26 protein-coding genes are annotated in these 26,913 nt (G+C 66.4%); 6 read left to right on the top strand and 20 right to left on the bottom strand.

Annotated elements, in window-relative coordinates; all coding sequences use genetic code 11:
* Positions 1-364 precede the first annotated feature (364 nt).
* Positions 365-1,429, top strand: a complete 1,065-nt coding sequence (locus AAFG50_RS09980; protein ID WP_028174233.1) for a 2-dehydropantoate 2-reductase N-terminal domain-containing protein — start codon at positions 365-367, stop codon at positions 1,427-1,429.
* Between the two features lie 39 nt (positions 1,430-1,468).
* Here the strand turns inward: AAFG50_RS09980 and AAFG50_RS09975 are convergent, their stop codons facing one another.
* Positions 1,469-2,071: a hypothetical protein gene (locus AAFG50_RS09975; protein WP_074077307.1), complete on the bottom strand. Its 603-nt coding sequence runs from the start codon at positions 2,069-2,071 to the stop codon at positions 1,469-1,471.
* A gap of 262 nt (positions 2,072-2,333) precedes the next feature.
* Between AAFG50_RS09975 and AAFG50_RS09970 the strand changes: the two genes are divergently transcribed.
* Together AAFG50_RS09970 and AAFG50_RS09965 are read left to right on the top strand one after the other, a co-directional pair.
* A complete protein-coding gene (locus AAFG50_RS09970) occupies positions 2,334-3,152 on the top strand; it encodes a YkgJ family cysteine cluster protein (RefSeq protein WP_028174231.1) in 819 nt (272 codons plus the stop codon).
* 104 nt (positions 3,153-3,256) lie between these two features.
* Positions 3,257-4,771: an ATP-binding protein gene (locus tag AAFG50_RS09965; protein ID WP_028174230.1), complete on the top strand. Its 1,515-nt coding sequence runs from the start codon at positions 3,257-3,259 to the stop codon at positions 4,769-4,771.
* A gap of 3 nt (positions 4,772-4,774) precedes the next feature.
* On the opposite strand, the gene AAFG50_RS09960 is transcribed toward AAFG50_RS09965, so the two are convergent.
* From AAFG50_RS09960 to AAFG50_RS09920, 9 genes are all read right to left on the bottom strand, one after another.
* Positions 4,775-5,515: an ABC transporter ATP-binding protein gene (locus tag AAFG50_RS09960; RefSeq protein ID WP_011089634.1), complete on the bottom strand. Its 741-nt coding sequence runs from the start codon at positions 5,513-5,515 to the stop codon at positions 4,775-4,777.
* On the bottom strand, positions 5,512-6,360 hold the full coding sequence (locus AAFG50_RS09955) for an ABC transporter ATP-binding protein (protein WP_028174229.1): 849 nt from the start codon (positions 6,358-6,360) through the stop codon (positions 5,512-5,514). The genes AAFG50_RS09960 and AAFG50_RS09955 overlap by 4 nt, the downstream gene beginning before the upstream one ends.
* Positions 6,360-8,183 carry an ABC transporter permease gene (locus tag AAFG50_RS09950; RefSeq protein ID WP_028174228.1) on the bottom strand — a complete coding sequence of 608 codons (1,824 nt, stop codon included), beginning with the start codon at positions 8,181-8,183 and terminating at the stop codon, positions 6,360-6,362. Before AAFG50_RS09950 ends, AAFG50_RS09955 begins: the two co-directional genes overlap by 1 nt.
* A gap of 57 nt (positions 8,184-8,240) precedes the next feature.
* A complete protein-coding gene (locus AAFG50_RS09945) occupies positions 8,241-9,398 on the bottom strand; it encodes an ABC transporter substrate-binding protein (RefSeq protein WP_028174227.1) in 1,158 nt (385 codons plus the stop codon).
* Between the two features lie 59 nt (positions 9,399-9,457).
* The gene (locus AAFG50_RS09940; RefSeq protein WP_028174226.1) at positions 9,458-10,042 is read right to left on the bottom strand and encodes an alkylhydroperoxidase domain protein; all 585 of its coding nucleotides are present in this window, start codon (positions 10,040-10,042) and stop codon (positions 9,458-9,460) included.
* Positions 10,043-10,054: 12 nt separating this feature from the next.
* Positions 10,055-10,681 carry a CMD domain protein gene (locus AAFG50_RS09935; protein ID WP_028174225.1) on the bottom strand — a complete coding sequence of 209 codons (627 nt, stop codon included), beginning with the start codon at positions 10,679-10,681 and terminating at the stop codon, positions 10,055-10,057.
* Positions 10,682-10,797: 116 nt separating this feature from the next.
* Positions 10,798-11,835 carry a putative FMN-dependent luciferase-like monooxygenase gene (locus AAFG50_RS09930; RefSeq protein ID WP_028174224.1) on the bottom strand — a complete coding sequence of 346 codons (1,038 nt, stop codon included), beginning with the start codon at positions 11,833-11,835 and terminating at the stop codon, positions 10,798-10,800.
* 126 nt (positions 11,836-11,961) lie between these two features.
* Complete coding sequence (locus AAFG50_RS09925; protein ID WP_028174223.1) at positions 11,962-12,744, bottom strand: MetQ/NlpA family ABC transporter substrate-binding protein; 783 nt, start codon at positions 12,742-12,744, stop codon at positions 11,962-11,964.
* 228 nt (positions 12,745-12,972) lie between these two features.
* Entirely contained in the window at positions 12,973-14,430 is a 1,458-nt protein-coding gene (locus tag AAFG50_RS09920; RefSeq protein ID WP_028174222.1) for an MATE family efflux transporter, read from the bottom strand.
* A gap of 148 nt (positions 14,431-14,578) precedes the next feature.
* Here AAFG50_RS09920 and AAFG50_RS09915 point away from each other — a divergent pair, with 148 nt between their 5' ends.
* Positions 14,579-15,157 (top strand): TetR family transcriptional regulator, encoded by a 579-nt coding sequence (locus tag AAFG50_RS09915; RefSeq protein WP_028174221.1) that lies wholly within the window; start codon positions 14,579-14,581, stop codon positions 15,155-15,157.
* Between the two features lie 48 nt (positions 15,158-15,205).
* Here the strand turns inward: AAFG50_RS09915 and AAFG50_RS09910 are convergent, their stop codons facing one another.
* The gene (locus tag AAFG50_RS09910) at positions 15,206-16,393 is read right to left on the bottom strand and encodes a CoA transferase (protein WP_028174220.1); all 1,188 of its coding nucleotides are present in this window, start codon (positions 16,391-16,393) and stop codon (positions 15,206-15,208) included.
* Positions 16,394-16,555: 162 nt separating this feature from the next.
* On the opposite strand from AAFG50_RS09910, the gene AAFG50_RS09905 reads away from it, so the two are divergent.
* On the top strand, positions 16,556-17,443 hold the full coding sequence (locus AAFG50_RS09905; protein ID WP_028174219.1) for a hypothetical protein: 888 nt from the start codon (positions 16,556-16,558) through the stop codon (positions 17,441-17,443).
* Positions 17,444-17,448: 5 nt separating this feature from the next.
* On the opposite strand, the gene AAFG50_RS09900 is transcribed toward AAFG50_RS09905, so the two are convergent.
* From AAFG50_RS09900 to AAFG50_RS09860, 9 genes are all read right to left on the bottom strand, one after another.
* Positions 17,449-19,104, bottom strand: coding sequence for a CopD family protein (locus AAFG50_RS09900; protein WP_028174218.1), 1,656 nt, complete (start codon positions 19,102-19,104; stop codon positions 17,449-17,451).
* A 10-nt stretch (positions 19,105-19,114) separates the two neighbouring features.
* The gene (locus tag AAFG50_RS09895; protein WP_342714166.1) at positions 19,115-19,477 is read right to left on the bottom strand and encodes a copper resistance CopC family protein; all 363 of its coding nucleotides are present in this window, start codon (positions 19,475-19,477) and stop codon (positions 19,115-19,117) included.
* Between the two features lie 172 nt (positions 19,478-19,649).
* A complete protein-coding gene (locus tag AAFG50_RS09890; RefSeq protein ID WP_049832519.1) occupies positions 19,650-20,720 on the bottom strand; it encodes a HoxN/HupN/NixA family nickel/cobalt transporter in 1,071 nt (356 codons plus the stop codon).
* A 188-nt stretch (positions 20,721-20,908) separates the two neighbouring features.
* Positions 20,909-21,679: an amino acid ABC transporter ATP-binding protein gene (locus tag AAFG50_RS09885; RefSeq protein ID WP_074077324.1), complete on the bottom strand. Its 771-nt coding sequence runs from the start codon at positions 21,677-21,679 to the stop codon at positions 20,909-20,911.
* Positions 21,680-21,695: 16 nt separating this feature from the next.
* Entirely contained in the window at positions 21,696-22,538 is an 843-nt protein-coding gene (locus tag AAFG50_RS09880) for a transporter substrate-binding domain-containing protein (protein WP_028174214.1), read from the bottom strand.
* A gap of 44 nt (positions 22,539-22,582) precedes the next feature.
* Positions 22,583-23,224, bottom strand: coding sequence for an amino acid ABC transporter permease (locus tag AAFG50_RS09875; RefSeq protein WP_028174213.1), 642 nt, complete (start codon positions 23,222-23,224; stop codon positions 22,583-22,585).
* Positions 23,225-23,230: 6 nt separating this feature from the next.
* Entirely contained in the window at positions 23,231-23,899 is a 669-nt protein-coding gene (locus AAFG50_RS09870; protein ID WP_028174212.1) for an amino acid ABC transporter permease, read from the bottom strand.
* Positions 23,900-24,000: 101 nt separating this feature from the next.
* Positions 24,001-25,101, bottom strand: a complete 1,101-nt coding sequence (locus AAFG50_RS09865) for a Gfo/Idh/MocA family oxidoreductase (RefSeq protein WP_028174211.1) — start codon at positions 25,099-25,101, stop codon at positions 24,001-24,003.
* Position 25,102: 1 nt separating this feature from the next.
* Positions 25,103-25,963, bottom strand: coding sequence for a sugar phosphate isomerase/epimerase (locus AAFG50_RS09860; RefSeq protein WP_039183914.1), 861 nt, complete (start codon positions 25,961-25,963; stop codon positions 25,103-25,105).
* Between the two features lie 123 nt (positions 25,964-26,086).
* Here AAFG50_RS09860 and AAFG50_RS09855 point away from each other — a divergent pair, with 123 nt between their 5' ends.
* The gene (locus AAFG50_RS09855) at positions 26,087-26,755 is read left to right on the top strand and encodes a TetR/AcrR family transcriptional regulator (RefSeq protein WP_028174210.1); all 669 of its coding nucleotides are present in this window, start codon (positions 26,087-26,089) and stop codon (positions 26,753-26,755) included.
* The last annotated feature ends 158 nt before the right edge of the window (positions 26,756-26,913 follow it).

Raw genomic sequence — 26,913 nt, 5'->3', positions numbered from 1 at the left:
TTTTTTGACTGTCGATGTCGCAGGAAAACTCGCGAGACGAACCATCAACGCCGCTCATCCGCACACGGTGCGCGAAACGTGACGACATACGATCGCCTTCTAGGTGAGCCGGATGATCGAGACATCCGACATTCCGAAATTCGGATAAGCAGCTTGCTGTGAGCAGTGCGAGGATCTGCAGACCCATAGCCGGCCAGGAATCGTCACACTCCTGGCGTCAGCAACACGACTGCGCCGCCTGCCGGCCCCCTTGTATGCATTATCCCAGTTGCCATTATCGGGCACTTCGCTTTACATGCCGGCAACCTGCCCTCGGATTGCAGCCGGGGCACAAAAATCACATGACATTTCCAAGGGACGAAACATGGCGCGCAACATATTGATTCTCGGGGCTTCCTACGGCTCCCTGCTGGGCACGAAGCTGCTGATGGCAGGACACAACGTCACCCTGGTCTGCCGCGCCAAGACCGCGGAGCTGATCAACCGTGACGGTACCGAGGTCCGCATCAAGTTGCGCGACGAGGCGGTGCACCGGGCGATCTTCTCGCGCGACCTGCCCGGCAAGCTCGATGCGGTGACGCCGGCCGATGTCGACGTCTCCCGTTACGACATGGTCGGCCTTGCGATGCAGGAGCCGCAATACACCAACCACACGGTGCGCGTGCTCATGGTCAAGATCGCCGCGGCGAAGCTGCCGTGCCTGTCGATCATGAACATGCCGCCGCTGCCCTATCTGAAGCGGATTCCGGCGCTCGCAGGCATGGATCTCGAGGAGGCCTATACCAACGCGCAGGTGTGGGAGCGGTTCGAGCCGGGCCTGGTGACGCTGTGCTCGCCCGACCCGCAGGCCTTCCGTCCGCCGGAGGAAGCCGCGAACGTGCTTCACGTCGGCCTGCCCACCAACTTCAAGGCATCGGTCTTCGCCGACGAGAAGCACAACAAGGTGCTGCGCGAGCTCGAAGCCGACATCGACGCGGTGACGCTCGACGGCCACGACGTGCCGGTGAAGCTGAAAGTGTTCGATTCCCTGTTCGTGCCGCTGGCGAAGTGGTCGATGCTGCTGACCGGCAACTACCGCTGCATCACGCCGCACGAGCCGCAGTCGATCCGCGACGCCGTGCACGGCGATCTCAAGCGCTCGCAGACGATCTACGATCATGTCGACGCGATCGCCCGCCGCCTCGGCGCCGATCCGCAAGACCAGGTGCTGTTCGCGAAATACGCCAAGGCGGCCGAAAGCCTGCTCAAGCCGTCGTCGGCCGCGCGCGCGGTGGCCAGCGGCGCGCCCTTCATCGAGCGCGTCGACCTGCTGGTGAAGCTGATCTCGCATCAGCTCGGCGTGCCCAACCCCGAGATCGACCGCACGGTCGAGACCGTGGACCAGAAGCTGAACGAGAAGATCGTGCAGGGCGGATCGGGCGCGCAGTAGCCGCGCGCCACGTCTGTCGCTATCGCGCGACGCAGGCGCTCACGCGCTCAGGAATGATTGAAGCCAGATCAGGCCGGTCACGGCGACGAGCGTGACCGCGCCGGTGCGCGTGATGATCTCAGGGTAGCCGAGACGACGGGCGCCGCCGCCAAGCGTTGCGCTCAACGCAATCCACGCGGCGCCCGCGGTGACGATCTGAAGCGCGATCATTCCGAGCCACGGCAGGAGCTCGAACAGTCCGGCCTGGAGCGGCAGGAGCAGGAAGGCGAACACCATCGCCTTCGGATTCAGCAGCGTGGTGATCAGCACCTGACGGAACGTCACCACGGCGCCGCCGCGCAGCTCGCGCGCGTTGACGCGCCAGAGCATGACGGCAAGGCCCAGGATGTAGACACTGACCGCCACGCGAAGCACGACGGCCGCGAGCGGAATGCCGCTCACGACGGGACCGAGCGCCAGCCGCAGCAGCGCAATCGCCGCGAGATAGCCGAACAGCTCCGCCGCGAGCAGACGGAGCGACCGCGATATCCCAATCCCTGCCCCCGATGTCGCGAGCAAGGTGTTGGTCGGTCCCGGCATGGCGAGGAGAAAACAGGTCGCCGTGAAGAAGGTCAGGAAGTTCATAGCCCAGGCTAACAGCATCGCGCCGGCAAATCTTGATCTGCGTCATGCGGCGGCACCGCCATGCTCGACTTTGGCCGCGTTCGCACGGAACGGTTCCCGGTGTTGCCCGAACTCGATGAGAGCGATCGCGCCGTCCTGATCACGCGATCGTGTCGCTGCCCACGTCTCGTCGTCTTGCCTCGCGCTTAGGCGTGAGCAAGATAGCTTTGTAAGTCACCTTGCCCGGCATTGATTTGCGATGCCTGCGTTTGGGATCCAGACAAGAACACGAGAAGAAGCAATGGATCAGGCGATGCTGAGCGTCGTCCGTGCGGTCGAGGCAGGCGCGACGACCATGAAGGGCGTCATCGACGCGACCGGATTATCCCGTCTCAAGATCGAACGTGCGTTGGCTGCGCTGGAGAAACAAAAGCTCCTGGTGCGCGACGGCCAAGGCTTCAGGGCAACGGGTCTGCCGAGAACAGGGCTCAACCCGCGTCAATGCGGATCGTGCAACGCCTGCTGCGATATCCTCGAAGTCGCTGCGGTCGACAAGCCGGTGAACCAGCTCTGCAGGCATTGGCAGGCGGGCACCGGATGCACCATCTACGCGAGCCGCCCGCAGATGTGCCGGTCGTTCGCCTGCGCCTGGCTGCAAGGCCATCTCGACGATGCATGGTTTCCAGCGAAATCGGGCATCGTGGTGCATTTCAGCCAGGACGCCGTCAACGTCACGGTCGACGACGACTGCCCCGATCGCTGGCGCGAGGAGCCGTATTTCAGCAAGCTCGCCGAATGGTCGATGAACGGCATCAGGCGAATCGGAAACCGCGGCTACGCGACCCTCGTGGTCTCCAGCGAGAACCGATTCCTGCTGCTCGGACGCACCGTCGTTCCCGATCCGACGCCATCAGGCACCGCGTTCCTGCCGCTCACCCCCGACACGTTCCGGTTCTGGCGGGCAACATCACCGGAACATCTGCAGCGGCTGCACGAGCGCATCGCCGAGATCGAGCGGATCAGGCGGGAATTCGGCTCCTGCGCGATTCCCCCAAACGAGGACGACGATCCCGTCCCGCCCTATCGCCCCGCGCTTCTACGGTTGTCGAATCACGCCTGAACGCCGTCGTGGGCAACAGAGCATGATTCGCGCTGTGGTGCTCGACGCGCCCCGGCCGGGTTGATAAGCCCCTGTCCGCGAATGATGGGGACTTGAGTCGGGACATGACGGTTGCGATCGAGATGGGGCAGACCACGGCGGGCGCCGCGGCGGCCATGGACCTCGAGGAACTGCTGGCGACCCGCCTCCTGGTGCAGGGCAATTCGGGCTCCGGCAAGTCGCATCTGTTGCGGCGGCTGCTGGAGCAGAGCGCACCCTGGGTGCAGCAGGCCATCATCGACCCCGAGGGCGATTTCGTCACGCTGGCCGAGCGCTTCGGCCATCTCGTGATCGAGGCCGAGGATCACACCGAGCGCGGCCTTCAGGTCGCGGGCGAGCGCGCGCGGCTGCATCGCGTCTCCACCGTGCTCAATCTCGAGGGCCTCGATGCCGAGAACCAGATGCGCCGTGCCGCCGCGTTTCTCGGCGGCCTGTTCGACGTCGATCGCGACCATTGGTACCCGATGCTGGTGGTGGTGGACGAGGCGCAGCTGTTCGCGCCGGCAGTCGCCGGCGAGGTGTCGGACGAGGCGCGAAAACTGTCGCTCGGTGCCATGACCAATCTGATGTGCCGCGGCCGCAAGCGCGGGCTCGCCGGCATCATCGCGACCCAGCGGCTGGCAAAGCTCGCCAAGAACGTCGCGGCCGAGGCCTCCAACTTCCTGATGGGCCGGACCTTCCTCGACATCGACATGGCGCGCGCCGCCGACCTGCTCGGCATGGAGCGGCGCCAGGCGGAAGCCTTTCGCGATCTCGAGCGCGGCCAGTTCATGGCGCTGGGACCTGCGCTGTCGCGGCGTCCGCTACGCCTGAACATCGGCCCGACCGATACCCACGCGCGCAACTCCACGCCGCGGCTGATGCCGATGCCGGACTCCGCACGCGAGGATATGCGCGCCGTGATCCTGGCCGCGCCGCCGCCCGATGCCAGCCGGCCGCAGCGCCGGCCCGCGCCGGATCTGCTCGAACAGCTGCGCGCCGCGAAAGCGGCCGCCACGCCGGAGATCCGGCCTGAGGTGGTCGAGGTTCAGGTCAGCGCGGAGGAGCTCGCGGAGCGGCGCGAACGCGTCGACCGGACCCTGCGTGCCGTGCTCGCCGAGCCCGATGCCGGCTTCCGCGCCGTCGGCGTGCTCTATCAGGAGTTCGTGGTCCGCTGCCGCATCGAGGGCCTCGGCGCGGCCGTGCCTGACCTCAACGAATTCCGCCGCATGCTGACGCGCGCGCGCGCCGGGGTTGGCGCCGAGCATGCCGAGGACGACGACTGGCAGGACGTGTCGCTGCGCGCCTCGATCCTGCCCGACGACATGCAGGGCGTCTTCATGATGATCGCGCGCGCGGCGAAGGAAGGCTGGCCCTGCCCGGGCGATGCCGCGATCGCCCGCGCCTATGGCTCGCATTCGCTGCGCCGCGCGCAGCGCCTGCTCAGCTACATGGAGGAGCAGGGTCTCATCGTCTGCCAGCTCGACGGCGGCGGACGCAGGATCGTGACGCTGGTGGAGCTGGCCTGGGCGACCGCGCCCGGTGATCCCAATGGCGACGATCTGCCGGCGGAGCCGGCACAGAGCGCAGCTTCGGCCTGATCGTTACGCGGCCTCGGCCCCGCCGAGATAGGCGTCGCGGACGCGAGGATCGTCCTTCAGCGCCCGCGCGGGGCCGGAGAGCACGATCTTGCCGGTCTGGAGCACATAGGCCTCGTGCGCGATCTCAAGCGCGAGGCTGGCGTTCTGCTCGACCATGAACACGGACACGCCCTCCTGGTTGATGGTGCGGATCAGCTCAAGCACGCGGTCGACATAGAGCGGCGACAGGCCCATGGTCGGCTCGTCCATCACGATCATCCTGGGACGGCTCATCAGCGCGCGCGCCATCGCCACCATCTGCTGCTCGCCGCCGGACAAGGAGCCTGCGCGCTGCGACAGCCGCTGGCCGAGCTTCGGAAACAGCGTCAGCATCTTGTCGAGATCCTGCGCCACCGCATCGCGGTCGTTGCGCACGAAGGCGCCCATCAGGATGTTCTCGCGGACGGTCATGTCCGCGAACAACCGCCGCGCCTCCGGCACCGAGGCGATGCCGCGGCGGACGATCTGCGGCGTGGAGAGGCCAATCAGCGAGGCGCCGTCGAACGTCACGTCGCCGGACCGCGGCTTGACGAGGCCGAGGATGATCTTCATCGTCGTGGACTTGCCGCTGGCATTGCCGCCGAGCAGGCAGACGATGTGGCCGCGCGCGACCGTGATCGACAGGTCGAAATGCACCTGGGCCTGGCCGTAGAAGGTGTTGACATCGGACAGCGCGAGCAGCGGCCCGGAAGAGGAATTCGTCATGCCGCGCTCTCCTGCTCCGCCGCCCCCGACAAACCGTGACCGAGATAGGCCTCGATCACCTTGGGATCGCCACGCACCTGTTCGCCCGGCCCTTCCGCGATCTTCTTGCCCTCGTCCATGACGATGACGCGGTCGGAGAGGCGCATCACCATCTCGAGCTTGTGCTCGATCAACAGGATGGTCAGCCCCTCCGCCTTCAACTCGGCGACGAGGCCCTGCATTTCGGCAGTCTCGGTCGGGTTCATGCCGGCGGTCGGCTCGTCGAGCAGCAGCAGGCGCGGCTTAAGAGCGAGCGCACGAGCGATCTCGACGCGGCGGCGGTTGGCGTAGGAGAGGCTGTAGGCCGGCTGGTCGATCCGCGGCAGCAGCCGCTCGCCAAAGCGGGCGAGGATGGCTTTCACCTCCTCGCGCAGCCGTTCTTCCTCGTCCCTGACGCTGGCGGGACGCAGCAGCGCCAGCCCCAATTCCAGCAGCGGGCCGATCACCGGCACCGTCGGCTTTACCGCGCGCAGCCGCGTGTGCGCGCCGATCAGGACGTTGTCCATGACGCTGAGATTGCCGAAGACGCGGCCGAGCTGGAAGGTGCGCGCGATGCCTTCGGCCGCCAGCCGTTCCGGCGAGAGGCCGGTGATGTCCTGGCCTTCGAAGTGGACTTGACCTGCGTCGGGCCGGTCGAGCCCGGTCACGAGGTTGAACAGCGTCGTCTTGCCGGCGCCGTTCGGGCCGATGATGCTGACGAGCTCGCCCCTGGCGAGGTCGAGATCGATGGCGTCGACCGCGGTGAGGCCGCCGAAGCGCCGCGTCAGCCCGCGCAGCGACAGCATGGATGTGTGCTGCTCTGCCATCACATCGTTCCCAACAGGCCCTGCGGCCTGAACCGCACCAGTAGCAGCAGCACGATGCCGTAGATCAGGATGCGGTACTCCGCCGCGATCCGGAACAATTCTGGCAGACCGACCAGCGCCACCGATCCGACGATGGCGCCGACGACATTGCCGAGGCCGCCGAGGATCACGACCGTCAGCGCCAGGATGGACTGCTGCGTGTTGAAGGTCTCGTGGTTGATGTAGGAATAGAGATGCGCGGCGATGCCGCCGCTGATACCCGCCGCAAACCCGCCGAAGATGAAGGCCAGCGATTTGTAGCGGTTCAGGCTGAGGCCGTAGGCGCGCGCGGCGATGTCGTCGTCGCGGATGGCGCGAAAGCTGCGGCCGAGATGCGAGCCGAGCAGGCGCGCCTGGAGCAGCGCCAGAACGACCATGACCGCAAGGCTGAACCAGTAGACCGACGACGGGCTGACGAGGTCGTAGCCGAACAGCGACAGCGGCGGAATGCCGGAGATGCCGATCGGCCCGCGCGTGACGCTCTCCCAGTTCAGGATCACCAGCGACACGATCTCGCCGATGGCGAGCGTCGCGATCGAGACGTAGTGCCCGCGCAGGCGGAACGACGGCGAGATCAGAGCGGTGCCGAGCGCAGCGCTCATCAGGCCGCCGCCGATGATGGCGAGGCCGACGGGAACGGCGAAGCTCAGCGACAGCAGCGCGGACGTGTAGGCGCCGATCGCGAGCAGAGCCGCGTGTCCAAGCGAGACCTGGCCGATCGTGCCGGCGACCAGTGTCAGGCTGAGCGCGAGCATGCCGAGCAGCCAGGCGTTGATCAGGGTCTGGAGCACGTAGAACGACACCGGGAATAGCGGCAGGATCGCAAAGGCAGCGGCCGCCACCAGCAGCGCCCAGCGCGGAATGCGCACCGGCCGGCTCGGTGCGATGAAAGTCCCGGTGAGCGGCTCGGGCGGCGCTTGCCGCGCGCTGGCGAACAGGCCGTTCGGCCGCAACACCAGCACGACGACCAGCAGCAGGAACGCGAACAGATTGCGGTAGCTGGTGCCGAACACGGCGACGCCGTAGCTCTCCACCAGTCCCAGCAACAGGCTCCCGATCACCGCGCCCGGCACGTTGCCGGCGCCGCCGACGACTTCGGCGACGACGCCCTTGAGTGTCGCCTGAAGGCTCATCGCGGTGTCGATCTGGTTGTAGTACATGCCGACCAGCATGCCGGAGACGCCGCCGAGCGCCGCGGCGATGCCGAACACCGCCTGATTGACGCGGTTGACATCGACGCCCATCTGCATCGCGGCATCGCGGTCCTGCGCGGTGGCGCGCACCGCCCAGCCGAGCTTGCTGTAGCGCAGGAACACGAACAGCAGCAGCGCGCTGGTGATGCCGACGCCGGCGATGAGCAGATCGAGCGGGCCGATCGTGCCGCCGCCGATCTGGAAGCGGACGTCCGGCAACTGGCTCGGCAGCGCACGCGGGTTCGGCGAGAACGTCAGCATCACCAGCTGGTCGAGCACGAAGCTGATGCCGATGGTCGCGAGCAGCGGCGCGATGCGCACCGAGTTCTGGAGCGGCCGCAGGCCGAACCGCTCGATGATCAGCCCGACCAGCGCTGCGGCCACCGCGACCACGATGATGGTGAGCGGCAGCGGCGTATGCAGCTGCACCACCGCGACCCAGCCGATATAGGCACCGACCAGATAGATCGAGCCTTGCGCAAAGTTGATCAGCCGGCTGACGCCGAAGATCAGCGCGAGCCCGACCGCAACAAGGGCGTAGACATTGCCGACGATCAGCCCGTTGATCGTGTAGTCGAGCCAGGAAGACAAACGTTGGTCCCCGCGTAGGAAGGAAGGCAGCCGGAGCGGCGCGCTCCGGCCGTCAGGTCAGGTCGGCTTGCCGTCCCAGAGCGCGAACTGGCCCTTGCGCACGACCAGTTCTGCGTTCATGGCGCCCTTGACCCGGCGGCTCTCGACGTCGAACGTCGCCGAGCCGAAAATGACGCTCGACACATCCTTCACCTTGGCGAAGGCGTCGCGGATGGCGCGGCGATCGGTGCCGCCGATCCTCACGACCGCGGCCGCCATGTTCATCGCGTCGTAGGCATAGGCGTTGAAGGCGTCGGGCTCCTGCCCGTTGTACTTGGCCTTGAAGCCCGTGATGAATTTCTTCACCTCGGGCCTGGGATCCTCGGGGAAATAACGCGTGCCGAGATGGACGTCCTCGACCGCCTCGCCGCCGAGCTCCAGAAATTTCGGCGAGTATACCGAGCTTGCCGCGCAGATCGTCTGCTTCAGCCCGACCTGGCGGGCCTGGCGCGCGATCAGCGCACCGTCGGAATAGTAGGAGATCAGGATCAGCCCGTCCGGACTGGCGTCGCGCACGCGCACCAGGGTGGAGCGGAAGTCGCGCTCCTCCGCGATGTAGCCCTCGGTCACCGCGATCTCGGCGCCGTATTCCTTCGCCGCCTTGACGAAATAGTCGCGGCTGGTGCGGCCCCAATCGGTGTTGAGGTGGAGTATCGCGAGCTTCTTGAGACCGAGGCGCTTGACGGCATAGGCCGCCAGCAGCGGCTGCTCGTCGGCCTGGCTCACCGACGTGCTCCACATGAAGTCGCCACCCTTGGTGAAATCGGGGTGCGAATTGGTGAAACCGAACTGCACGAGGCCGCCGCGCTGATAGATCGGGGATGCCGCCATCGAGGCCGGGCTGGAGAAATCGCCGAGCTCCATGACGATCCGGGGATCGGACACGAACTTCTGGGCGATCGCCACCGACTGGCGCGGGTCGCTCTGGCTGTCCTCGAAGCTGTAGGCGAGCTTGCGGCCGTTGATGCCGCCCGCGGCCTGGATCTCGTCGAGTGCGAGATCGAAGCCCTGCTTCCACTGCGTGCCATATTGCGCGTTCGGCCCGGTCAGGGGGCCGCTGACGCCGAGCAGGATCGGCTCGGACGACTGCGCAAACGCGCTGCGCGAGAAGGCCGCTCCCGCCATCATGGCGGCGAGCGAGCCCTTGACCAGGGTACGGCGATCGATGTTGCTCATCTACGGCTCCATCCACTCAATGTTGAAACAAGCAGCAATTTCCATGCCGGTGAGGTTGCCTATTTCGAGGGCTCACCGAGCGACAGCATCAGCCGGTTCGCCCAGTTGAAGAACGAGGCGCCGTTGATGACGTCGACGATCTCCGCATCGTCGAGACCGGCGCGGCGCAGCTCCTCGATATTGTCGGGCCCGAACGCGATCGGCGTCGCGGCCAGCGCCACCGAGGCCTTGACCACGGCATTCCAGCGCTCGCCGAGATCGGCCTCGACGCCTTCGTCGAGCAGCCGCTGCACGTCGTCGCGGCGCTTGGAATAGGTGCTGGCAAATCGCGCATGCACGGAGGCGCAATAGATGCAGCCGTTGTAGCGCGAGGTCGCGGCGGCTGCGAGCTCGCGCTCGGCGCGCGGCAGGCCGTCGGCGACATTGTAGAAGATGTCCTTGTCGGTCTTGGTGCGGGCTTCCAGCACCTCGGGATCGCGCACCAAGAGGCGGAAATATTCCGACTTGGCGCGGGCGCGATCGACCAGGCCGGCGAAGTGCCGCTCGGTCAGCTCGGCCTCGGGCAACGGGTCGATCCACGACACCCAGCCGAGCTCGTCCTGGGTGAAGACGACGGGCGGATTGACGGTGTTTGCAGCGCTCATGATGCAGCCTCCTTACGCGCCAGCCGCGGCGTTTGCAGTGCGCCCAAGCGAGGCGCCGAGCACGCGCAGGCCCGTGACGACGCGCACCTGGAACGACAGGAACGCAACGAGCTGGGAGAAGGTGACGATGCCGGTATTCGACCAGCCGGCGGCCAGCAGCGCCTTCATGTCGGCGGACGCGGCATCGCGCGGCCGGAACACCAGCAGATGCGCATGCTCAAGCGCCGCAACGAGCCGGGGACCGAGGTCGGGCTTGCGCTCCGCGCTGACGCGATAGATCAAACCGGCCGTGTTCTCCACCGACAGCGGTCCAGCCGGGAACGCGCCGTACGGGCCCGAGGTCGCGCCGCGCGCGATTTCGACCTCGATCGCTTCGACGAGGCGCGCTCCCTCGGCGGTCGCAGCGAGCTTTGCCCGGTAGAACGCGGCGACAACGGGCTCGCGGTGAAGACCGATCACGAAGAACGCGACCGCGGCGCGCTCGGAAAGCAAAAAATCGCCGGCGTCGATCGGCTCGAACAGCGACAGATAGCTCTTCTGCGCGTTCTCGCGCGCCTGCACGCGCTTCGCGCGGATGCCGTCCAGGGCCGACCCCGGTTCGATCCCGGCGAGCGTGTCGATGATATCCTTCGTCGCCATCATTCAGCCTCGTACAACGCGATCATGTTCATTCCGATTATTGCTTGAGCGCGATCTTTTCGGAAAACCACCTGCGCACCTTGCGCGAACGCAGCCCTTCGGGTCCGGATCATGCCTTAGCCCGCCAGCGCCACGTCTTGCGCCGCCGTCCGGGTCCAGCCCAGCGCCGGCGCCACCTTGTCCGCGACCAGCTCGATCGAGCGCAGGACATAGGGGTGCGGTGCATCGACCGAATGCACCTGGAAGACCAGGTCGGTCACCCGCTCCAGAGTCGCGTCGCCACGCAGCGAGGCGATGACCTCGTCGGCGGCGCCGACATGGGTGTCGAACGCGGTGATCATCTCCGCCAGCGTCTCGCCCGGCGGAAGGTGACCGCCCTTCATGAATTGCGGCAGCGCGCGCCGCAATCCAATGTCGGCAAGGCGCATCGCTTCACGATGGTCGTCGGCGACGAAGACGCTGCGCGAGGCCATGATGCGCGGCTCGCGTCCCGGCGGCAGCGCTTCGAGATAGGCGTCGATGATCGGGTTCTGGATCTCGGCCAGCGTTGCGCGCGGCGCCTCCTTGGCCCGCGGCTGGGTACGCGAGAGCAGGAGGCCATCGCCCGCCTTGCCGGCGCGGGCGCCGCCGGCGACCGAGAATGTCGCCTGCCAGATCCGGCCGTCCAGTTGCGGCCGCTGCGGATAGAGCGTGTCGCCGCCGGTGAGCGGCTTACCGGCGAGCGCGGTGCGGACGACCTCGAGATTGCGCGCGAAGATCTCGTTGCGCTGGGCGCTGTCGAGACCGAAGGCGGCAAAGGCCGACGGATTGCCGCCGGTGCCGACGCCGAGCTCGAACCGGCCGTCGCAGAGAAGGTCGAGCACCGCGGCGTCCTCCGCCACCCTCACCGCATTCTCCAGCGGCAGCGTGACGATGCCGGTGCCGAGGCGGATGCGCGAGGTCTGCGCGGCGACATAACCCAGGAAGGTGAAGGGCGACGGCAGGCCGCCCTCGCGCTCGTGAAAATGGTGCTGCGCGATCCACGCGGAATCGAGGCCGGCCTTCTCGGCGCGCACGATCTGCTCGGCCGCAAAGCGATAGCGGTCCGCCGGCGGCGCCTCGTCGAGAAGCCGCGTGAAGAAGCCCAGTCTTTTCAGATTTGCGAACCGTTTCATGCCAACCGCGCCCGACGTTGCAACAGCCCGCATGATGTCTGCTGCCGCAGCGCGAGGCAAGCAGCCGCCGCGCAGGGCTGCCACCCCGGAGCCATCCATTCCTGCCGAAGATACGACGCCGGCTGCCTACCAGCTGGGCAGCACCGCCCCCTTGAACTTGGTCAGGACGAACTCCTTCACCTCAGGCGTATGGTAGCTGTCCACGAGCACCTTGACCCAGGGCTTGTCCTTGTCGGCGGTGCGAACCGCGATCAGGTTGACATAGGGTCCCTTCGGGTCCTCGCGCAGGATCGGATCCTTGACCGGATCGAGGCCCGCCTGGGTTGCATAGTTGGTGTTGATCGCGGCTGCGTCGACGTCGTCGAGCGCGCGCGGCGCCTGGGCGGCGTCGACCTCGATGAACTTCAGCTTCTTGGGATTCTCGGTGATGTCGAGCACCGTGGGCTTGAACCCCGTGCCATCCTTCAGCTTGATCACGCCCTTGTCGCGCAGCAGCAGCAGCACGCGGCCGCCATTGGTCGGATCGTTCGGGATCGAGACCTTGCCGCCCTCCGGGATATCGGCGAAGGCCTTGTGCTTCTTCGAATAGACGCCGATCGGGAAGTTCACGGTCAGGCCGACGGCCTCGATCTTGTAGCCGCGATCGGCTTTCTGGTTGTCCAGATACGGCTGGTTCTGGAACGAATTGGCCTGGATCTCGCCGGCGTCGAGCGCGGCGTTCGGCACCACATAATCGGAGAACTCGAGCAACTGGATATCGAGCCCCTGCCTGGCGGCGATCGGCTTCACCGCCTCGAGGATCTGCGCATGCGGCCCCGGCGTCACGCCGATCTTGATGGTCTCGGCTGTTGCTGTGGCCGACCAGGCGGCGAGCACGGTCGAGAGGATCAGAGGGAGGCGAAACGACATCTTGGTCTCCGTAGGTCTGCGACAATGATTGGAACCGTATTCGCTTCTCCGCAGGATGAAATCAATAAAATGGAAATCCATATTGGCGGCCTGGGCGGGCCACACCTTCTCCATTCGACGCCAAACAGAAAACGAATTCACGGCGCCCGACGGCGCTACAGTTGGTGACCAACGCGCTACTGCTGCCGGTGCCGGCCGTTGGCGTTGCCAGCATCAGGTGAGCCGCGCCTATTCGGACCGCCAGGTCGACGGCGACAGCATGACCAGGGCGCAGATCGCGGCATAGGCTGCGAGCGCCACCGCGACCATGGTGGCGAGCCCCGCCATGCCCGCGCCAAAGCTTGCCACCGCGATCCAGCCGCCGCCGGCCGCGATCAGGATCCGCGCGATCGAGGAGGCGAGCGGCCCCATGGCGCGCCCGGTGCCTTGGGCGGCGAAGGACGTGACGAAGCCGAAGCCGAGCGCGGCATAGGCCGGCGCCACGATGCGCAAATAGGTCATGCCTTCGCTCACCACCTCGGCATCGCGGCTGAAGAGATTGAGCCAGGCGGTCGGGAAGATCGCGACCAGCAGGCCGATCGTCCCGGTCATGACCATGCCGACGATGCCGCTGATCCAGCCGATCCGGCGCGCCCGCGCGGTCTGGCCCGCGCCCATGTTGACGCCGACCATGGTCAGGGTCGCCGTGCTGATGCCGAACAGCAGCGGGATCATGATGTAATCGAGCCGCGAGGCGATGCCGTAGCCGGCGAGCGCGGAGGTGCCGAACAGGCCGACCGCGCCAGTGACGAGGATGACGGTGAGGTTGGTCAGCACCGCATTGAAGGCGGTTGGAATGCCGACCTTCAGCATGTCGCCGAAGATTTTTGGGCGCAGCGGCACGATGTGCAGCGTCAGGCCTGTCGCACCCGAGGCCATGTAGCGCAGCAGGAACAGCATGGCCGCGCCATAATAGAGGCCGAAGGCGACGCCGGCGCCGCCGATGCCGAGCCGCGGGATCGGCCCGAGGCCGAAGATCAGCGCCGGCGAGACCGGGATGGTCACGATTGCGCCGACCAGCGTCACCAGCGCGGGCACCTTGACGTTGCCCGAGCCACGCAGCGCCGCCGCCTGGAGGTTGACGATCCACACCGGAATGGCGCCGGCGAACAGATAGTTGGAATAGGTGGTGGCCGCAGCGAGCGCATCGCCCTGGCCGCCGAGGGTACGGTAGAGCCACGGGCCGCCGAGAGTCACGCCGAGCGTGAACACACCGCCGGCGAGGATGGCGAGCACGACGGCATGAAACAGCGCCGCCTCGGCGTCATCACGGCGCCCCGCCCCGACCGCGCGCGCGACCGAGGACGCAACGCCAGAGCCGAACCCGCCGTTCGACATCATGGTCATCAGCATGAAGATCGGAAATACCAGCGCGGCGCCCGCCAGCGCGTCGGTACCGAGGAACCCGACATAATAGGCCTCGGCAATGTTCACCGCGGTCTGCGCCACCAGCACGGTCACGGTCGGCGCAGCCAGCTTGAGCAGCGTGGGGAGGATCGGCGCGATCAGCAGTGCCGCTCGCCGCTGCTCCGCCGCGCTTGGGGTGACGGCGGCGCCTGGCGCGGCCGCCTGGCGAAGCGGAGCCGCGGCATGGGCCGCGACTTGCGCGGCGGGCAAGGCTGGGGCGGCGGCATCCTCGACTGACATGGCCATGGTCCTTGCGTGCCTGCCGGACCGCCGCCAATCGGCCGCCCATTGCATTACGGCCATAATGTAATATTATGATCGTAATTCAATAGCCCGCTCCTCACGATTTCGTTGGCCGGGGTGGACATCGGCTCCCAAGGAGGCGCGATTGGCGCGGTACGACAAGGGACACCGGGACGCGACGCGGCGGCACATCATCGACGTCGCCTCGGCGCAGTTCCGCGAGAGCGGCATCGCCGCCGTCGGTCTCGCCGGCATCATGTCCGAGGCCGGCCTGACCAACGGCGCCTTCTACACACATTTCGAATCCAAGGAGGATCTGGTGCGCGCGGTGCTGCTGGATGCGCTTGAGCGGCGCGAGCAGCGGCACAAGGACAATCTCGAAAACGGCATCGCGCTGGAGACTACGATCCGCGACTACCTCTCCCCGCGCCATCGCGACCACGCCGGGACCGGCTGCCCGACCGCGGCGCTGGCGTCCGAGATCGCGCGGCATCCGAACGCGACGCGTGAAGCCTTCACCGCAAAGATGTCCGACATCATCGCGCTGATGGCGGCGCAGATGCCGGATGGCTCGGCTGCGGAGCGCCGGCGACGCGCGATGTCGGTCTATGCGACCATGGTCGGCGCGCTGCAATTGTCGCGGGCCGTGAGCGACAGGCAGTTGTCGGAGGAAATTCTGGAGAACGCGGTGAAGGCCGCGTTGGCGCTTGCGAATGGGCGGTGACGCGTTCGAAATCTTCGGCGACCCAACTGCGGCCGCTCTCCGACCCAGCTAGACGATGCCGCTTTGCCGGAGCGCGGCGATCGCGGCCGCGTCATAGCCGAGCTCCGCGAGGACACGATCGGTATGCTCGCCGAGCGTCGGCGGGCGGCTCGCGATGTCACCCGGCGTTTCCGACAGCCGCACGGCGGCCCGCGCCACCGGCGCGGGCTTCGGCAAGCCCGGATAATCGACGTCCTGCATGAAGCCGGCGGCACGAATGTGCGGATGATCCAGCGCCTGTTGCGGGCTGAGCACCGGCCCTGTCGGAATCATGGCCTTGCCCAGCGTGTCGACGGCCTCCTGCGTGGTGCGCTCGGCGCACCAGCGCGCCATCCGCTCGCTGATGACGGGGCCGTTGTTGCCGCGGCTGATGTCGTCGGCAAAACGCGGATCGTTCAGCCACTGCTCCTCCTCGCCCATCAGCCTGGCCCAGCGCTTGAACAGCGGATGACCGGTGACCTGGCACAGCACCCAGCCGTCTTTGGTGCGGTAGATGTCGGGGGGCGCTGCGGTCTGGCCGAGATTGCCTGTCGGAACGCGGTTGACGTTGATGACGGCCTGTTCGATCAGCGTGGCATTGGTGAAGGACAGCGCGGTGGCCAGCAGCGCGCCCTCGACGATCTGCCCGCGCCCGGACTTGCCGCGCTCGATCAGCGCGGCGAGCGTGCCGAACGCGCAGTGCAGCGCGGTTCCGAAATCGACCCAGTTCACCGCGGCGCGGTACGGCGGATCACCGCCGCCGGTCATGTACACCGAGCCCGACATGACCTGGCCGACACCGTCGAAGCCGACGCGGTCGGACCAGGGCCCCGGCCCGCCGAATGCGGTTGCCGTCGTCAGGATGATGTCGGGCTTGACCGCGCGAAGCGAGTCGTAATCGAGCTTCATCGCGCGCAGGGTCTGCGGCGGCAGGTTGGCGACGACCACGTCCGCGGTCGCAACCAGGCGGCGCATCACCTCCTGCCCCTCCGGCTTCATCGGATCGAGCGTGATGCACTTCTTGTTGCGGTTGACCTGGAGGAACAGCGCGCCCTCGCCGCCCGCGCCGACCGGCGCCACGAAGCGATCCTCGCTGCCGTCGCGCTTTTCAACGCGAATGACCTCGGCGCCGAATTCGGCCAGCAAGGTCGCGCAATAGGGACCCGCGATATAGCGCCCGAAATCGAGGACGCGCACGCCTTCCAGAACTCCCCCCATTGACCCTTTCCTTGATGTCTTCCGCCTAGATTACAGGGAATGGTTGCCGCGGCAAGGTGGCCGACGGCATGCCCCGATCAGCAGATGTGATCGGCCGACGGTTCGACTGGCCGATATTCTGCTCTAGTATGACCCGTCCGTCCCGCACCCAGAGCCGCAGCCATGCCGCAACAGTTCGATCGATCCGCTGAAGACCTCGGCAACGCGATCCATTTCGAGCACGTCAACATCCAGGTCCCGGATCAGCGCCTGGCGACGTTATTCTACGTCACGGGACTTGGGCTCACCCGCGATCCCTATCTGATGGTGTCCGACACCAACATGTGGATCAACGCCGGGCGGAGCCAGTTTCACCTGCCGAGCGGCAGGCCGCAGGTGCTGCGCGGCCATACCGGCCTCGTCATCGAGGGCCGCGAGGCGTTGCTGGCGCGATTGGCATCGGTCGCGAAGAAGCTCGAGGGGACGGCATTCACGTTCGCCGAGCACAATGACTATGTCGAGGCCGTCTGCCCATGGGGCAACCGGATGCGCGTCCATGAGCCGGACGCGGCGCGCTTCGGGCGGATCACGCTCGGCATTCCCTATGTCGAATTCGACGTGCCGATCGGAACGGCATCGGCGATCTGCGCCTTCTATCCTGACATCATGGGCATGCCCTCAGGCATGCGGAATGGCGACGGCACGGTTGCGGCGGTGAAGACGGGCCGCGACCAGCACCTGCTGTTCCGCGAGAGCGATCGGCCGCAGGGCGAGTATGACGGGCACCATGTGCAGATGTACATCACCGACTTCTCCGGCCCCTATCGCAAGCTGCTGGCGCGCAACCTGATCTCGCGCGAGGACAATCAATATCAGTACCGGTTCTGCGACATCGTCGATCTCGACAGCGGCAAGAAGCTGTTCACGGTCGAGCACGAGGTGCGCAGCGCGACCCACCCGATGTTCATGCGGCCGATGGTCAATCGCAATCCTGTCGTCACCAACCGGAACTACGCGTTCGGCCATGATCAGACGTCATGGGCGATGGGGCCGGATCAGTACGACGGATAGCGCGTTCAGGCTTCGCGATAATCCAGCAGGATCAGCCCGACCAGGATGAAGGCGACCGGCCAGATCCAGGCCGCCGCCCGCCTGACCCGGCCGTCGAGACGCAGTTCGAGCCAGCGGGCCCAGCCGGCGGCGACGCCGCAGAGCGCAAGCGGGGTGTGGCTCATCTCGATGAGCAGCTGGTCCTTGATGTTGGCGATCGCATGAGAATGCGTGAGCAGCAGGGCGCCGCCGAGCGCCGTGGTCAGGGGAAACACCAAGGCGGACGGACCGGCCTTGGTGCCGCGCAGCCGCACACGCCATTCGAACAGGCCGAACACGGCGATGAGCAGCACGAAGATGCGATGCTGCGCCACCTCCGGATCACGCAGCGACTCGAAGAAGCCCGCCGGGCCGAGCGGCCAGGCCTGCTCGTCGGCGCGGAAGAACAGGAAGGCCGCCATCGCGAGGAAGAGCAGCGGCCAGTGCCGCGCCCAGCGCCCCCAGCGGAAATGCTCGACCAGCGCCAGGAGCCCGATCAGCACCACGAAGACGCCGGCCCAGTGATGGTTGTACTCCGACCAGGCGATATCCTCGGCATTGCGCGGCAGGATCGTGCCCTCACCGGGAACGTAGGCCGATTGCGCGCTCGCGCGCCCGGCGTCTGCCAGGGTGATCTTCGCCTGGAGCTGCGCGACGGTCAGTCTGTCGTAATCCGGGCTGGTCAGGCGCGGCGGCCATTGCGGCGCGGCGCGCTCGACGATCTCCTGCCAGTCCAGGCGATCATGAGGGAGATCCGCGCCCGGCGGCAATGACGTCAGGGACGCCGCAGCAAGCAGCACGGTGATGCCGATGCCGATCTCGACCTCGGCGAAACGCTTCAGGCGAAAGATCGGCGTCGTGGGGTCGCGGCGCAGACGTTCGACGAGGAAGTAATTGCTCGCGCCAAGCATCAGCAGCATCAAGAGCAGCCCGACCTTCGCCAGTGTCATGACGCCATAGGCGGTGCCGTAGACCGCCGCGACGGAGCCGATATAGTTCGCCGCCATGACCAGACCACCGGAGACGATCGCCGCGACCGCCGCCATCGACATCAACGAATAGCGGCGCGCAATGAGGCGCCAGTCACCGGCGTCCTTGCAGCCGTTCAGCGCGATCAGGAAATAGGGCAGACCGCCGATCCAGGCGGCCGCCCCCGCCATGTGACCTGCGTCGGACAGCAGCAGCGGCCAGCGCACATCCGGCCGGCTGGCCGCATGCGTGAGCCGGGTCTGCATCGCGAGCGCCAGCACCGACAGGGCGAGAAGCGCGGCCGACCGCACCCGGTGCGCGGGGCCTTTCGTCAGGACGGCGATGCCGGCTGCGCAAGCCGCGATCACGAGGTCAGCGCGGCCAAAATCGGCAGTGACCGCTTCGCTCCAGGGCACCTGGAGCGTTCCGACGAGCGCGGCCGCGTTGAGCGCCAGCGAGGCGACGGTGAGGAGCGCCCATGCGACGGCGCTGAACCGCAGGAACGCGCGGCATCGCTCCTCGATCGAGAGGCCGAAGACGGAGAGCTGCGGCTGCAGCGGCCCCCACAGCAACAGCTGAAACGCGAGACCGCCGAGGGTGAACGACTGGGCGATCAGGATCAGGCCCCGCAGGACCACCGACAGATAGCCGAAGATGTCGAGGAGCAGGTACACGGCCGTGGTTTCAGCGGACGGTGAACGGAATGTCGCCGCGGGTGATGTGCCCGTCGACGCTCAAAACCTGCCAGCGCAGGTGCCATGTCCCCGCCGGCAGCAGCGTCTCATCGGCATTGAGCTCGTCGGCGGGCGCATCGGAAGCCGGCCTCAGCGCGCGCGACGCACCGTCCGGTGCCAGCAGCGTCAATTTCGAGCGGGCGTGATCGATCCGGCCGTTGAAGTGCAGGCGGATCGCGACGGTGTCACCGGATATTGTCGCGCCGGTCGCCGGCGAGGACGAGACGATGATGGCGTGGGCCTGGGACGCGTGCGGATGAGCAGGAAGCCACAGGGCAGTTAGAACGAATGCGATTCGGAAGAACCCGCGCATGATGCTCACTCGCTGTCGACAGCCGTCTCTTTCACCCGCCCCCTGGCGTGTGAACTTTACCGGACGCTATGTTGGAGCGAGTTGGTTGTTCGCAAGAGCGCGAGGAATTTGGATCTGATCGCGGATCGCGGAAAATCGCCGATTGTTGCCGTTGCGACACACTCAGGTGCGATCACCCCGCCGCGGCGTCCCTGCTCAGCGCGTCAGGATCGACCATGCGCCGCCGGGCGCCCGGAGCGATACGGCGATAGAGCACGACCGAGACGAGCCAGGCGAGCGCGAACAGCGCGATCACGGCGAAGCCGAAATTGGCGAGGGAGTCGTTGATGGCCTCGACCAGCGACCACAGCCCGCCGGACAGGCCGAGCCGGTCGCCGACGAGCCCCAGCGCCTCGATGCCGCCGATGAACAGCGCGACCGCGATCGAGGCGCCGGTGATCGTGAGGTTGTACCAGAGCTTGCGATAGGGATCGACGAAGGCCCAGCGATAGGCGCTCACCATCAGCGCGGAATCGGCGGTGTCGACCAGCGCCATGCCGGCGGCGAACAGGGCGGGGAACACCAGCACATGCGCGAGCGAGGCGCCGCGCGCGGCTTCGGTGGCGGAGATGCCGAGCAGGCCGATCTCGGTCGCGGTGTCGAAGCCGAGCCCGAACAGCAGGCCAAGCGGATACATGTGCCAGGGTTTGGTGACGAGGCGGAACATCGGGCCGAGCAAGCGCGCCAGGAATCCGCGGGCCGCGAGCAGCGCCTCGAGCTGCGCGGCGTCATGAATGCCTTGCTCGCGCACCTCGCGCAGGATCCGCCACAGGCCGACGAAGATGGCGAGATTGATCGCCGCGATCACCAGCAGGAACAGCGCCGATACCGAGGTGCCGATCAGGGCGCCGATCTCCTTCAGCAGGCTGTCGCCGCCGAGGCTCACGACGCCGAGCGCGAGCAGCGTGGTCGCGGCCAGGACGACCGTGGAATGGCCGAGCGCGAAATACAGGCCGACGCTGCGCGGCGCATCGCCCGCCTGCATCAGCTTGCGCACGACATTGTCGATCGCGGCGATGTGGTCGGCATCGACGGCATGACGCAGGCCGAACACCCAGGCGAGCAGTGCGGTCGCCATCACCGCGGGCCGGTCGCCGAACATCGCGAAGGCGAAGGCCCATGCGGCGATGTTGGCGGCGATCAGCCCGCCAAACAGCACGCCGGGCTCGAACGCCAGCCTCGCGACACCACCTGACTGAATCACGTCACCCCTCCGAGTATGATGTTCATACCAATCCATCATACTCGCCGGCAAGAGCGGGGCCATGTTCGGGGGACACAGCCGGTCACCCGGGAACGCGCGTCTCCACGATCGGCGATCGCGACATAGCGACGGCAGTTCGCGTCGAGCGCCTGGGTGGCGTGCAGGCGACCATCGGACCCATCCCCGACTCAATGCGCCGCCAGGATCTCTCCCAGAAACTTCCTGGTGCGATCGTGCTGCGGATTCCTGAAGAAGCTTTCCGGCTCGGCCTCCTCCACGATCCTGCCATCGGCCATGAAGATCACGCGATCGGCGACCTGCCGCGCAAACCCCATTTCATGGGTGACGCAGATCATGGTCATACCATCCGTCGCGAGCCCGATCATGGTGTCGAGGACCTCCTTGACCATTTCGGGGTCGAGCGCGGAGGTCGGCTCGTCGAACAGCATCACCTTCGGCTCCATGCAGAGCGCGCGCGCAATCGCAACGCGCTGTTGCTGGCCGCCCGACAACTGAGCCGGATATTTCTCGGCCTGGTTCCCTATTCTGACCCGATCGAGCAGACGGCGCGCGGTCTCTTCGGCTTTCGCCCGCGGCACACCCCGGGAGCGCATCGGCGCCAGCATGCAGTTCTCCAGCACGGTCATGTGCGGAAACAGGTTGAATTGCTGGAACACCATCCCGACCTCACGACGCACGGCATCGACCGAGCCGGCAGCGTCGTTCAGCCGCGTGCCGGCGACGACGACTTCGCCGCGCTGGTACGCTTCCAGCGCATTGATGCAGCGGATGAGGGTGGACTTGCCCGAACCGGACGGCCCGCACAGAACGATTTTTTCGCCCGGGCGGACCGTCAGGCTGATCTCGGTCAGGACCTGGTAGGTGCCGTACCATTTGCAGACGTCGCGCATGGCGATCATCGGCTCTGGAGCAGTTTCCATCGCGGCTACACCCGGCATGGCGCTCTCTCCCTGCCTAGCTGACGTTGAAGGGAATACCGGGAATGGTGTCGGGGAAAGCCGGCAGCCGATTATTCATCCACTTCTGATAGATCTTCGCCAGCTCGCCATTGGCCCTGATCTTCTCAATGAAGTCGTTGGCGAAGGCGTTGATCTCCTTCTCTCCGAGCCGGGTGCAGGCGCCGTTGTAGAGTTTCGTGAATTCGAGCTTGTTCTCGTAATAGCCGGGCTTCGATTCATCGAGGCGCGGAACGTAGAAGATGTTGCCACCGACCGCCTGGACCTGACCGGACAGCAGGGCCTGCATGGTCGGCGCGTCGCCGTCGAAGCGGCGAATGGTCGTGCCCGACGGCGCGGCCTTGGTCACGTCGCTGTCCTGCACGCTGCCGCGCGCGACGCCGATGACGTATTTGCCCATGTCTGCCGGAGATTTGATCTCGAACTCCTTCGGCGCGATGAAGGTGATGATGTTCGCGCCATAGGGTTTTGAGAACTGCACGGCCTTGGCCCGCTCCGGCAGCATGGCCATGGTCGCGAACAGGATATCGACACGACCGGAGGTCAGGGCCGGGATACGATTGGCGACCGCCAGTTGCGTGAACTCGGCGGGCACACCGAGCTCCCTGGCGAACAGCGCCGAAATCTCCGCATCGTACCCATCCTGCTTTCCCGTCGCATCGACAAATCCCCAGGGCGGATTATCGCCCTGGATGCCGATCAGAACCTTGCCCCTCGCCTTGATCTCCGACGGCGTCACCGCATAAGCGGCGCGCGTCAGCACGAATGGCGAGGCGATCGTCGCCGCTCCGAGCGCCAGCAGACGACGCCGGTTGAGTCCTGTGGTCCTTGCGTTGGTCATCATTCCCTCCTCTGTCCTCGTCCTGTTGTCTGTTGTTGCCCTCGTCATCGCGCGGCGACGGCCATCCGGCGTTCAAGCTGCGCGCCAACGAGCGACAGCGTCCAGCAGATGGCGAAATAGAGGGCGCACACCAAGCCGAGGACGAGCAGCGGCTTGAAGTTCTGGTTGGACACGATGGTCCCGGCCCGCATCAATTCGGTGAAGCCGATGATCGCTGCGAGCGACGTTCCCTTGATCAGCTGGACCAGAAATCCGATCGTCGCCGGCAGCGAAATGCGGATCGCCTGCGGCAGGACGACATCCTGCATCCGCGAGCCGTAGTTGAGGCTCAGCGCCTTGGCGGCCTCGACCTGGCCTTTCGGCACGGCCTCGATCGCGCCGCGCCAGATTTCGCCGAGGAACGCGCCGGAATGCAGCGTGAAGCCGATGGAGACCGAAACCCAGGCATCGAGCTTGAGGCCCGCCAGCGCCAGCCCGTAATAGACCACGAACAATTGCATCAGAAGCGGCGTGCCCTGGAACAAGGCGATGTAGCCGGCCGCGACGCGCTCCAGCGCGCGGTGGCCCGACGTGCGCGCGAGCGCCACGCCGAGGCCGGCGATCGAGCCGACCACGAAGCCGATCGCGGACAACGCAAGTGTCCATTTGAGGCCACCGAGCAGAAACAGGAACTGATTCCGGTCCATCGCCCCTCACTTCACGGGATAGCTGAAGTAACGCGCGTTGATCAGCGCGAACATCTGCATCAGCATCCACGACATGGCGAAATAGAGCAGCGTGACGACGCCATAGACCTCGAAACTGCGGAAGGTATTGGTCTCGATCGTCTGCCCGACCGAGGTCAGTTCATAGGCCGAGATCGCAGACGCGATGCTGGTCGTCAGCGTCAGCATGACGAACTGGCTGGTCAGCGACGGATAGATCGCACGCAGCGCCGGCTTCAGCACGATCAGGCGGAATACCTGCGCCCGGCTCAGGCTGAGCGCGAGACCGGCTTCCACCTGCCCCTTGTTGATCGACTGCACGCCACCGCGGATGATCTCGATCGCATAGGCCCCGCCGTTGACGCCGAGCGCGATGATCGCGGTCAGTGTCGGATCGAGGCGAACGCCGACCAGCGGCAGCGCAAAGAAGATGAAATAGATCTGCCCGAGGAACGGCGTGTTGCGGATCGCCTCCACGAAGGCGATGACGAGCCAGCGCAGCGCCAAGGCGCGGGATTCGCGCAGCACGACGCCGCCGATCCCGATCGCAAGCGCAAGCACCATGCCGGACAGCGCAAGCTCCAGCGTGCCGGCACAGCCCCACAGCAGGTCCGGAAGTCCGTCCAGCACGGGGCCAAAATCGAACGTGTAGTTCACCTCGTTCCCTCCCTCCGGGCGGCCCTTTTGCCGGCGTCGTTGAGATCGCGCCGCGGCTCTGCCCATCCTGGTCCGCCGAGCGGCGGTGAATGTGTTTGCGCTCAGGAAACCCTTTGCTGGTCTGGCGTTGCCGGTACAAACGGACTTGCCAGCGTTTCGTAGCGATGGCGCAGGTCGACGCGTCGTCCACCGACGGCCGCCTCGGCGACTGCCAGGGTCGCGATCAGGCTTCGCGCGCCGTCCTCGACCGGCTGCAACGACCGCACGTTGGCGCGAATGATGTCGCGGAAATGGTCGAGCTGGGCGACGTAGGGATCAATCGAGGAGGCATGGATGCGCTGGGCCTGGATCGGCTTGTTCCAGTCCTGCGCACCGCCGGCTTGCGACCATTGCACGAGCGCCGGAAATTCGATCGACCCGGCTCGGCCAAGGAAGCGATAACTGCTCTCGCCGCTGAACGGGAATTCGGGGGCCTCGCCGAGCCCCTGCTCGGAGGTCCAGGGCGAGACGGCGCTGTCGCTGATGAAAAACGTGCCGAGCGCGCCGCTGTCGAATTCGATCAGCGCCGCGGCGGTATCCTCGACCGCAAAGCTGCGCTGGCGGTTCGACGCAATCGCTTCCACGGCGACGATCTCGCCCACGGTGAAGCGCAGGAAGTCGATCTCGTGGATGAGGTTGATCAGGATCGGTCCGCCGCCGGCCTGTGAGCGCCACGGCGCGATCTCGAAGTAAGCGGCCGGCTTGTGGGTGGCCCAGATCGCCGACACCCCGACGACATCGCCGATCCGCCGTTCCCCCAACACTGCCTTCAGCGTCCTGACCTGCTGATGGTGGCGGCGGTGATGCCCGACCAGCGACTGGACGCCGGCCTTGCGCACCTCGGCAATCAGGCTTGCCGCGGTCTCCACCGTATCCGTGACCGGCTTCTCGATCAGGATGTGAATGCCGCGCCTGGCGCATGCGATGCCCTGCTCGGCATGAAGCTGGTTGGGCGAGGCGATGATCACGGCCTCCGGCCGCGCCTCGTCGAGCAGTTTCCTGTAGTCGGCGAAGACAGGGGTCCCGGGATAATCGGCTGCGACCCGGTCGGAGTTCACGTCCGCGATGCCGACGAGGTCATAGTCCCCGCGCCCGGCCAGCTTGGCGAGGTGCTTCCGCCCGATCAGTCCCGCGCCGATGACGCCTATGGTGATGTTCTTCATCTCACGTCGTCCGTATCTGGATTGGGCCGCCGGCTTCGCGGCGATGGTCTGGCCGCGACGCTCCCCGTACCCGATGCTCGAGCAGGCGCCTGGTGGCGTTGAGCGCGGTGGCGAGCCGGGGCCGCACCGCCAAGGCCGGCAACGGCATCTCGACGCTGAGGCTCGCGTCCACCGGAAGCGCTTCGAGGAGCTCGCCGAGCGGCAAGGCGCCTTCGCCCGGCGGCAACCGGCCTTCGCGCGCTTCAGCGATGATGGCGGCATCGCTCGCAGGCATATCCGCGACGACGTCGCAGATCTGCGCGGCGCGCAAATAGTGCGCGGGAATCGATATCAAGTCGCCCGGCTTGCCGCCGGAACGATGGAGATGCAGCGCATCGACGAGAATGGTGCCGTTGGCCTTGCCCGCGCCACGCACGATCGCCGCGGCCTGCGGCAGCGAGCCAATCGCGCGCCAGCGCATGAACTCCAGATCGACACGCAGGCCGAATTGCTGCGCGAGGTCGCAGAGATCGGCGAAATGCGCGGTGAGGCGGACCGGATCGTCGTCATCCCCCGATGCCGTGACCGCCACAGCGCCGAGATCGGCTGCGGCTTCGAACAGGCCCGCGAGCGCCGGAATGTCGATGCGAGGCGTGAGTTGAACGAACTCGATCTCGTTCAGTCGCACCCCCTCGCCGGCGAGAGAGCGTTTGAGCTCGCGGTGCGCGTCCGTTCCCAACCGCGTCGGATAGGCAGGTCCGCCGGCAGTCGCAGGGATCACGCGCAGGCCGATGAAGCTGAAGCCGGCACGCGCGGCCTCGGCCACAAGCGCGGCAGGCGCAAGGTCCAGGGCCGTCAGATGAGCAAGGCCGAGAGCCGTCATAGCTAATTAACCCATAGGTTAATTACAATTAACCCACGGGATAATTGATGTCAAGAACCGCCGATTGCGCTATGGAGGGTGGGGCAAGCAGGCCTGGCCGGATGCAGAGGACCGAACCGCCGGATGAGACCCAAGGAAAAGCCCGTCGCGGAGGACGCGAAGCAGCCGCCGGTGCGGCGGCGCGACCGGGAGCGCACCAAGCGCGAGATCCTGGAGATCGCGTTCGCGGAATTCGCCGAGAACGGCCTCGCCGGCGGCAATACCGATGCCATCGCCGCGCGCGCCAACATCACCAAGCGGCTGATTTTCTACTACTTCAAATCCAAGGAAGAGCTGTTCACGGCCGTGCTCGAGATGGCCTACGCCAAGATGCGCGTCGCCGAGCAGGATCTTCACCTCGAAGCGCTCGCGCCGGAGGCCGCGATTCGCAGGCTGGCCGAGTTCACCTTCGATTTCGACCAGGCCAACCCGGAATATGTCCGGCTGGTCACGATCGAGAACATCCATCGCGGACGGCACATCCGGGGCAGCAAGAAGCTCAAGGAGATGACGCGGCCGATTGTCAGCCAGATCGCCGCGGTGCTGGACCGGGGCGTTCGCGCCGGCGCGATCAGACCCGGCATCGATCCGATCGAACTGCACATGTCGCTGAACGCGCTCTGCTTCTTCTCGGTCGCGAACCGGCATACGTTCGAGGCGCAATTCGCAACCGACATGTCCTCGCAGAAGGCCAAGGCACAGCGGCGGCTCGAAATCGCCGACCTGCTCTGGCGCTATGTGCGGAGCGACTAGCGAAGGCGAATTGACGATGCCCCGCCCGGCTGGGCGCGATGCATCGTCGCGACGGCACGACCGCGCCATACACACCTTCGCCATTTCGCCGCAGGGGTTCCCCGCCTTGTCGGCATTGCCGCCTTGCCCGCGATGCAACATGATGGGTCGCCGGTGAC

Source organism: Bradyrhizobium sp. B039, from assembly GCF_038965675.1.
GTDB classification, from domain to species: Bacteria; Pseudomonadota; Alphaproteobacteria; order Rhizobiales; family Xanthobacteraceae; genus Bradyrhizobium; species Bradyrhizobium diazoefficiens.
This window is presented reverse-complemented; position numbering and strand designations above follow the sequence as displayed.